The organism is Streptomyces nanshensis, assembly GCF_001751255.1.
GTDB classification, from domain to species: domain Bacteria; phylum Actinomycetota; class Actinomycetes; order Streptomycetales; family Streptomycetaceae; genus Streptomyces; species Streptomyces nanshensis_A.
The window spans coordinates 1-8,034 of sequence record NZ_LJGW01000105.1 but is presented as its reverse complement, the minus strand read 5'-3'; the positions used below and the strand labels follow the sequence as shown (position 1 = coordinate 8,034).

Annotated in this window: 9 protein-coding genes and 1 tRNA gene; 2 read left to right on the top strand and 8 right to left on the bottom strand. The window is 67.9% G+C overall.

All coding sequences use genetic code 11. The annotated features are described in order from the left end of the window. Positions 1–215: 215 nt before the first annotated feature. Positions 216–956: an alpha/beta hydrolase gene (locus tag AN218_RS05480; protein ID WP_070015476.1), complete on the bottom strand. Its 741-nt coding sequence runs from the start codon at positions 954–956 to the stop codon at positions 216–218. Positions 957–1,037: 81 nt separating this feature from the next. Between AN218_RS05480 and AN218_RS36420 the strand changes: the two genes are divergently transcribed. After that, positions 1,038–1,131: transfer RNA gene (locus tag AN218_RS36420), tRNA-Arg, on the top strand. A gap of 621 nt (positions 1,132–1,752) precedes the next feature. On the opposite strand, the gene AN218_RS05475 is transcribed toward AN218_RS36420, so the two are convergent. The 7 genes from AN218_RS05475 to AN218_RS05450 form a co-directional block, all read right to left on the bottom strand. Next, positions 1,753–3,147, bottom strand: coding sequence for a tyrosine-type recombinase/integrase (locus tag AN218_RS05475; RefSeq protein WP_070015475.1), 1,395 nt, complete (start codon positions 3,145–3,147; stop codon positions 1,753–1,755). Further along, positions 3,144–3,341 carry a helix-turn-helix transcriptional regulator gene (locus tag AN218_RS05470; RefSeq protein ID WP_171908608.1) on the bottom strand — a complete coding sequence of 66 codons (198 nt, stop codon included), beginning with the start codon at positions 3,339–3,341 and terminating at the stop codon, positions 3,144–3,146. The genes AN218_RS05475 and AN218_RS05470 overlap by 4 nt, the downstream gene beginning before the upstream one ends. Beyond that, entirely contained in the window at positions 3,331–4,680 is a 1,350-nt protein-coding gene (locus tag AN218_RS05465) for a replication initiator (RefSeq protein WP_070015473.1), read from the bottom strand. The genes AN218_RS05470 and AN218_RS05465 overlap by 11 nt, the downstream gene beginning before the upstream one ends. Beyond that, on the bottom strand, positions 4,677–4,922 hold the full coding sequence (locus AN218_RS34165) for a hypothetical protein (protein WP_079131843.1): 246 nt from the start codon (positions 4,920–4,922) through the stop codon (positions 4,677–4,679). Before AN218_RS34165 ends, AN218_RS05465 begins: the two co-directional genes overlap by 4 nt. A 137-nt stretch (positions 4,923–5,059) precedes the next feature. Then, entirely contained in the window at positions 5,060–5,254 is a 195-nt protein-coding gene (locus AN218_RS05460; protein WP_070015472.1) for a hypothetical protein, read from the bottom strand. 12 nt (positions 5,255–5,266) lie between these two features. Then, the gene (locus AN218_RS05455) at positions 5,267–6,646 is read right to left on the bottom strand and encodes an FtsK/SpoIIIE domain-containing protein (protein WP_244900303.1); all 1,380 of its coding nucleotides are present in this window, start codon (positions 6,644–6,646) and stop codon (positions 5,267–5,269) included. Continuing rightward, the gene (locus AN218_RS05450) at positions 6,643–6,987 is read right to left on the bottom strand and encodes an SCO3933 family regulatory protein (RefSeq protein ID WP_070015471.1); all 345 of its coding nucleotides are present in this window, start codon (positions 6,985–6,987) and stop codon (positions 6,643–6,645) included. Before AN218_RS05450 ends, AN218_RS05455 begins: the two co-directional genes overlap by 4 nt. 170 nt (positions 6,988–7,157) lie before the next feature. Between AN218_RS05450 and AN218_RS05445 the strand changes: the two genes are divergently transcribed. After that, complete coding sequence (locus AN218_RS05445; protein ID WP_070015470.1) at positions 7,158–7,919, top strand: GntR family transcriptional regulator; 762 nt, start codon at positions 7,158–7,160, stop codon at positions 7,917–7,919. Positions 7,920–8,034 lie beyond the last annotated feature (115 nt).

Sequence of the window (8,034 nt, the reverse complement as noted above, 5' to 3'; positions counted from 1 at the left end):
CGGTTCGGCCCGGCGGCGGCGCACCCCGCGGGGCTCCTCGACGCGGCGTAGCGACGGCTCCCCGGCGGCCGGCTCCCTCCTCCCCCCCCGCAGTGCCGCGCGATGCGCCCGTGCTGCTCGCACCGGCAGCATCTGTACACGAGTCGGGCGGCGCTCAAGGATCCGCAGAGACCGAGCAGTTCATGACGTCAGGCATAACTGCCTCCCGCCCGGCTTCACTTCAGATGCCGGGCGAAGAACCGGGCTGCGGCGTCCCCCGCGTACCGTGGGACGCCGGTGTGCCCTCCCATGTGGGCGTGCAGGGACTTCTCCGTGGAGCCGAAGGCGTCGAACAGATCCAGAGCCGCCTGCCTGTCGTTGCCTTCGTCGTCCCACTGCAACAGGACGTGCAGCGGAACGGTGACCTGCCGGGCCTCCTCGAACATGGCACGGGGCACGAGACTCCCGGCGAAGAGGCCGGCGGCCACGATGCGCGGCTCGACCACCGCCAGCCGGATGCCGATGGAGATGACTCCTCCCGAGTACCCGACCGGGCCGCCGACTTCGGGCAGCGACAGGAGGGCGTCCAGGGCGGCTCGCCATTCCGGTACCGCCTTGTCGACCAGCGGGAGGACGAGGGCGTCGACGGTCTCGTCGCTGACCGGCTCGCCGGCCTCCATCGCCCCGCGCAGGTCGGCGCGGGCCCGCTCGACGGCGGGCAGACGAGGCCGGTCGCCGCTTCCGGGGAGTTCGACGGTGGCCGTGGCGAAGCCCTCCGCCGCGGAATGCCGGGCTCGGGCCGCCAGCCGCGGGTACATCGTGCGCAGCCCGAGGGGAGGGTGGCCGAGCAGGATCAGCGGTGCCGGTGCCGGTGCAGACACGGGTCCGGGCGTCCACAGGATGCCGGGGATCTCGCCGAGGGTGAATGCGCGTTCCAGGACGCCGTCGTCGAGGCGCCGTTCGGACGTGAGATGCATGGTCGTGCCTTTCGGGAGTGCACTGGGACGGCGCTCCCGGACGACCTGTTCTACCGCCCGACCGTGACCCCGCAGGGGAGCACCCATGTCGACACTGCGTTCACGGGTACCACCTCCTCGATCTCTCGCACGGCCTCCGGAGCCGTGTGCGCAGGTTCGAATCCTGCCGGGGGTACTTCTCATCAAGTGCCTAAACGCCCTGTGACCAGGCTGGATGCTGGTTGCGGGGCGTTGTTGCGTGTGCAGGCGAATGCGGCTCGGAGCAGCCTCATGACAGTGATCACGTTGTAATAGCGTCATGATCTTGGACGGCTTCGCGGCAGCTCAGAGCCAGCCGCGGCACCTCGCACCGCAACCTTCCGCCATCAGGCTCCAGCCAGCGTCAATGTTGTCGATGCGCCGCCCTCAGCGCCCTGCGAGGAAGGAAACGGCCCATCCGCACGCAGTGGCCGCGACGCCAAACACAGTGGCTCCCAGAGCCAATGTGGTCGACCACTCCGCACCCGTCGCTGAAGCGACCCAGGAAGCAATCACTGCTGCCAGCGCGGACAAGGCAATCACCAGGCAAACGGCCAGTGCCCGGGTAACCGAAAGCTGCCCCACAACAACCCCCATCACGGAGTCAGGTTGAGGGCCCTGCGACGACAGAGCCACCTTGCTCCTGTTGTTGCTGGCGGGACGCAACATGGCTCCCGTCGTCGTCGCAACCTTGGCGGGGGAGCCTTCTACTGCGCGTAATCGTACAAGAAGGGAGCTCTCACGGTGAGAGCTCCCTTCTTGTACTCATTGAGTGCGCTTAGACCAGCAAGATGCCGGTTTCGTCATCTCCCAGTCCCTTCATGATCCGGTCGTTCATCTCGGCCTCCTGGCCGTCGATGCACTTGGCGTAGATCTTGAGCAGGACCTCCACCGAGTGGCCGGCCCGCCGGGCGACCTCCGGAGCAGGGACACCGGAGTTGAGCCACTGCGACACGCAAGCGTGCCGCAAGTCGTACGGCTTGGCCGCCAGCACCGATGACACTTGCTCCGGCATGAGGGCCAGCTCCCGCGCCTGCCGCCACACCCTGTAGTACGACGATGAGGCGACGACGTTTCCTCGCTCACTGGCGAAGATCCGGCCGTCCTCAGCCGCACCGAAATCCTCCAGGTGCTCATTCAGCATCCGCACCAGCGGCGGCGGGATCGGTACTCTCCGCACCTCCCCCGGGCTGCGTTGCTTGAGCCCGCGCCTGTCGTGCGCCTCGCCGCTATCCGTCCAGGACTTGCCGACCGAGGGGCGTGTCTCCTCCACGGTGATCCGCCCCCAACCAGTCGTCGGCAACTCGCAGTCGGAACGGCGCAGACCAAGCGCTTCTCCCGGACGCGTAGCCGCGTAGTAAAGGCAACCGAAGAAGGCCCGGAGGCGCCGGCCCGAAGCGCGCTCGAAACCACCGACGTACGTACACGCGGTGAGAAGTTCCCGCGCCTGGCGAGGATTGACGACTACGCGACTGTCGACCTCCTGCACCGGTTGTTGTTCTCGCTTCCGCCGTGCCTTGTCCAGTGGGTTGGCTGACAGCAACTCCAGCTCCACGGCGTACGCGAGAGCGTTGTACGTGACCGCCCGACGGCGCCGATAGGTCTGATTGGCCGCCGGCTTGCCGTCGAGCTTCCGGCCGAGCGCGTCCACCAGTGCGTGCACGCGGTCGATGTCCGTCAGCTCCGCCACCGGCAGCGAGGCCCGCTCCAACCACCGCACAGCCGCCGCGACCTCTTCTGGTCTCTCCCGCTCACGCCGCGGAGTAGGGAGAACGTAGGAGCGCAGCGCCCGGCGGACCACCGTCGGTTCGGGCCGGCCCCGAGCCGCTTTGGTCAGGGCTGGCACAGCGACCGCCAAGGCATCGGTCATGCTGTCGCGCTGCTTCGCCGAGGCATCGGGCCAACGGTGATCCACGTACTTCACCGCAAGTTCCAGCAGACTGAGCGCTGTCTTGCCGCTCCGAAGCGAGTCCGGAAGCCCTGTAACTGTGTCGAAGGGCTCGCCCTTGTCGAGCGCGCGAAGGAGCTTTGCCCTGAATCGGTCGGCGAGCGCCTTGGTCTTGTGCGACTCGCTGAAGGTTCGGCCGTCGACAGACCAGCGGACGAGGTACGTCGGCTTCTTGGTCGTTCGGTTCGTACTGAGCTTCCAGACGGAGACTTTGTACGACTTCATACGGCCCCCTCCGCCCTGTCCTTGAGCCAGTCGTCCAGCGCATCGCGTCGGACACGAAGTTCGCCGTTGGGCAGCCGTATGCAGCGCGGAGCGATACGCAGTTCGCGCCAGCGGTAGAAGGTGCGCCGCGACACTCCGCCCAGCTCGTCCAAGACCTCCCGGACAGTGAGGAGTTCGTTCCGGCTACGCGTCATGTCCGCCACTCCCCTCACGTAGCGAAGCGGCGATGAGGGCAGCCTCCGCGGTGTAGCCGCGACCTGCGTAGCGCCAGTCGCCAACGAGAGCGGTCGAGCGATCGGTCAGGCCAAGCCTCTGCCGTTGCTCCTCCGCGCGATGCTCGGTACGGGCATCGCGAAGCGCAGTCAACGTCGTCGAGTAGCGCCGGGACTTGGTCGAGAAGTGACCCCGGTAGCCGAGCATGTGCGCCCAGCGGCGCAGCCGCAGCGGCTCGAAGGGCTCCAGGCCCCCGAGCCACCAACACGTGCCGATCATCCGAAGCGTGTGATCCCGCACGGGTAGCTCTGCCAAGTCGGCGGACCGGTAGATGCGTCGGTCTACGGCACCGGCGCTCTCGGCCCCCTTCGTCGCGTACTTGGCGATGTAGGCAGCGACGGCAGCCGACGACAGGCCCCCGATGTCGGCCGACGTCACGGGCCGTACGTCGACCTGCGGTCCGAAGCGCAGCAGTCGTCGGCCGACCACGTCCGACCCGACAGCCAGAACTCTGACGCGTACGACGGCTTGCGGAACTGCCGCAGACAGCAGATCCGTTGTCGCCCACGCGGGCGGACCCACCTCCGGCCCCTCCGGACCGTCGAGGCGGATCACGGCATGGAAGTGGACCAGACCCCGCCGTTGGTACTCCGCGACTTTGGCGTACGAGAGTCGAGCCGAGTTCGCGAAGTCCGTGCGGGACAGCCCGACTATGCGGGCGAGTTCCCGACGCAGCTCCAACGTGAAGCGGTGCCACAACTCCCCCGCCTGCGCCTGCCAGAGCACAGCGCCCGCGTAGTCGTAGCAACGAGCGCAGAGCGGTTCGCCGAGCCGCGCATCATGCTCCGCATGACGCAGATGACAGCCGACGGCAGCGCCGTGTCGACACCTCTCCCCCGCCGGACGAGGACGACAGGCCAGAGGCCGACTGTTCCGCTCGCGGCGAGTGTGGACCGGGCCGAAGCCCGGAGCGGTGAGGGTTGCGAACACCCGGGGGTACGCGTCGACTTCCGTCGGAACGTTCTTCCCACCCGTCAGCCCGGCACGGATCAGTTGATACGTGTCCGCGCGGTAGACGCGTGAGCAGGTGGGGCACACAGTGGCTCGCCGGTTGCCGCAAGCCGTCATCAGCCGACCGTCGGGCCCATCCTTACCGACTTGGTGCAGTGCTTCCCCGGTTACCGTGTCGACGAGTACCGACCGGCCGACGAGATGCACAGGGTTGATACACCCGCCGAGCCGGACGATGTGTCGACGCCATGCGTCGAAGTCGGGACGCGTGGCACGGTCGAGGAGGCCGGCGACCTGGTGTGCAGTCATCGGCCACCCCCGAAGGCGTGCCGCATCGCTTCCGCGATGGCTCCCTGCCGCGACTTGGCGGAGAAGCGCAGCGTCGGCTCGGTCAGCCACAGAGCGGCGGCGTGCTCGGGGCACGTCCAGTGCTCTTCGTCGTCTGTGCTGACGAGAACGACCTGTTCCCGTCCGGCACAGGTCGGCCGCTCGTCGTCTCTCAGCTCGCACCAGGGGCGCGGCGATTTGCGCGATCGAGGCGCAGTGGACAAGGTGAGGCTGCTCCTTTCGCTGTTCATGAGGTGGATGGAGTAGGGCCCTGACGGGGTCGGGTTTGGCGACTTCGCGCCCCGTCGGGAGCCCGCTTTGCAAGTGAGCGGGTAGGTCATGACCGCCTCCAGAGGTCCGGTCAGAACTGGAGTTGGCCGAGGAATCCGCCGACGCCTTCGATCACGGTCTGTACGACCGGCGCCGCGGCGGTCTTCGCGAGCAGGAAGCCGAAGACCGAGCAGAGCAGGACTTCGAGCCACCGCAGGTAGCGGATGCGGATCAGAAGTGCGATCAGCAGGCCGAGCAGCAGCGCTCCTGACATCGTTACGAGCACGCTCTTTCCCTCTCATTCGTCGCTGTCGAGTCGTTCGATGTGCGTGGACGGACCGGCTGGGGCGGCGCCGACGGCTTCCGCCAACTCCGGTACGTACGGCGTCAGATGGGCGCACTCGGCCGCGATGGCTTCTGCCTCCATCTCGGAGACCAGGTGGGATCGGGCGCGATCCCATCCGTCGGCCGAGGCAAGGACGGCCGTCCCGGCTTGTTCGGGAGTGATGGCCTGAGCCGCATGCAGTGCGTCCGGGTTGAGGTCGCCGAGGGCCATCTCAGCCGTGCCCGGGTCGGCCACGCGGTGACATATCCGGCCGCCGAGTTGCGCCCTCAGCGCCGTCACGCCGGGCCCGAGGTCGGAGCCGACCCGTTGCCCCGCCACGACGAGGAACACCCCGAGTGCCGCTCCGAGTTGCGCGAGCCGGATTAGCGCCGTTGCCGCTGCCTGCGCTTCGTCCTTCTCTCCCCGACTGGCGACGAGGAACAGCTCTGCCAACTCGTCGACGATGACGACGACCGGGACCGGACGCTCCTTCTCCGGCAGTCCCCACACGTTCCGTACGCGAGCTTCGCGGCAGACCGTCATCCGGTCCAAAGTCAGGTCGACCAGCGCACGGAGCAGCTTCACGGCTTGCCGGCGGTTGGTAGCCAGTGCTGACAGTCGAGGCTCGTAGAGCGAAAGCTCCATCCCGCCCTTGCAGTCGATGCCGACCAGCGCTACGTGCTGTCGCGAGAGACCCGCGACCAAGGCGTTGATCAGCGTCGACTTGCCGGAACGAGTCGCTCCCACGATCAGCCAGTGCGGCACCTGCCGGAGATCCATGGCCCACTGAGCGCCGGTCTCCAACACGCCGACACTGACGCGGAGCAGACGTCCAGGCGTCCGCTGTCGAGGTACGCGCGGCTCCTTCAACGGGTCCGTCGCCGAGGCAACGACCCGCACAACGCCCGGCCTCCAGGTGCTCACCCGGACCGCATGAACCTCCCAGTCATGCGCCATAGCCGGAGCCGCCTTGACGAAGTCCTCCGGCACCTGACCGGGCAGCATGCGTATGCGGAGACGGAAGCCGTCGCGCGTGGGCATCATCAACCCCCGCCGCGGTACCCGCGGTTGAGGCGGCGGTGCTCCGTTGCCGACAAGTCCGGAGACCACCGTCAGCGCTGCCCTACGGCTGACTGCCAAGCCACACCCGGCCATCAGCGGGCGCCAGGTCCGTACGACGCGCATGCATGCGGCAGGGAAGCCGTTGCACACCCACCAGACCACCGGGTAGCGCCGGCGCAGGGCCGGGCCCGCGATGAGCAGGCCCGACGCAAGCGCGGCGGCGACCACCAGTACGCCACTCAGCCAGCCGGAACCGGCCGAGTGCGTCGAAGCGGTTGCCGAATGGATCACTGGCTCGCCCCCTTACCGCTGGGGGTAGCCGCAAGGGGCTTGATCTCGGCGGCGCGATAGGCGATCCCGTGCCGCCCCTCGTTCTCCCACGGCACCGCGACCAGGTCCCGGACCTGTACCGGGACGCCGTTCTGAACCCCGGCCGGCTCGCCGGGGAAGCTCACGTTGACCACGTCGGCGGACGTGGCCGACATCAGACACAGACCGACCTGGTAGACGGTCTTGCCTGTGTCGCGGTCCACCCGCACGCGCCCCGTTTCCCGGTCCGCGATGCGCGGAGCGGGCGGGACTGCGCAGATGATCCCTGTGTACTTCGCCGTATCGATCGGCAGGACTGCCACTGCTTGACCTCCATGTCAGTTGTCTCCGAAGGCCGTTCCTCCAGAGTGCTTTACAACCCGTACTACGGGTACAGCACGAACAGAGTGCCCACCCGTAGTACGGGTTGTCAACCGACATGAAGTGAGAGACGCTGTACCCGCTGACGAACCAGCCACCTCACGGAGCCGGGATGCCGACGAAGAAGCGCAGCGAGCAGGAGCAACAGCCCAAGTACCGTGCGATTGCTGACTACTTGCGCGAGGGCATCCTCAACGGCACGTTCCCGGAGGGCCGCCCTGTCCCCTCGGAGGACAAGCTCGCGGAGCTGTTCAAGGTCACACGACCGACCGTGCGGCAAGGCATCGCGGAGCTCCGGGCATCAGGGCTGATCGAAGTCATGGCGGGACGAGGCGCGTTCGTCCGCTCCCTTCACAGCCGGCCGAGCCTCACACGTCCACGCGCGGTGCGCCGCACCGCCGATGGAGAGTACGTCGACGCGGATGGCATCAGCTGGACAGACGCCGAGCCCCCAACGGCGACCCGCACGGACGCCCCGCTCGCCCTCGCCGAACTGCTCCGCATCCCACCAGGCGAGCCGATGTTCACGTACGACGTGTTGCAGACCGCCAACGCTGGCCGCCTGCGCCAACTCCACCGCACCTACGTGCCGTTCTCGGTTCTGGCCGGAACCAAGTACGAGGAGACGGCACCGCCTCCGGCGCCGGCGCTCTACGCCGCCTTGGCCGAGCTGGGGCACGAACTCGCCTTCACCGAGCACGTACGAACGCGGATGCCCCTACCGGACCAGGCGAAGACGCTCAATCTCGGAGAAGGAATGCCGGTCTTCCAGCTCCTCCGGGTCGCAACTGGGAACGACAGCCGCCCATTGGCCCTCGAAGAACTCCACTTGCCGGGCAGCGACTTGGACCTGATCTACGACGTGGGGCCCTGACCTGGCTCAGACTTTCTCCACGTCTTCAAGGGCTCGCTCCGCTCGCCGCGCGGCCCGGCTCGCCGCCGGGCCGACGCTCATGTCTCCGCCCCGCTCCGGCCCGGCCGCCGGCCCG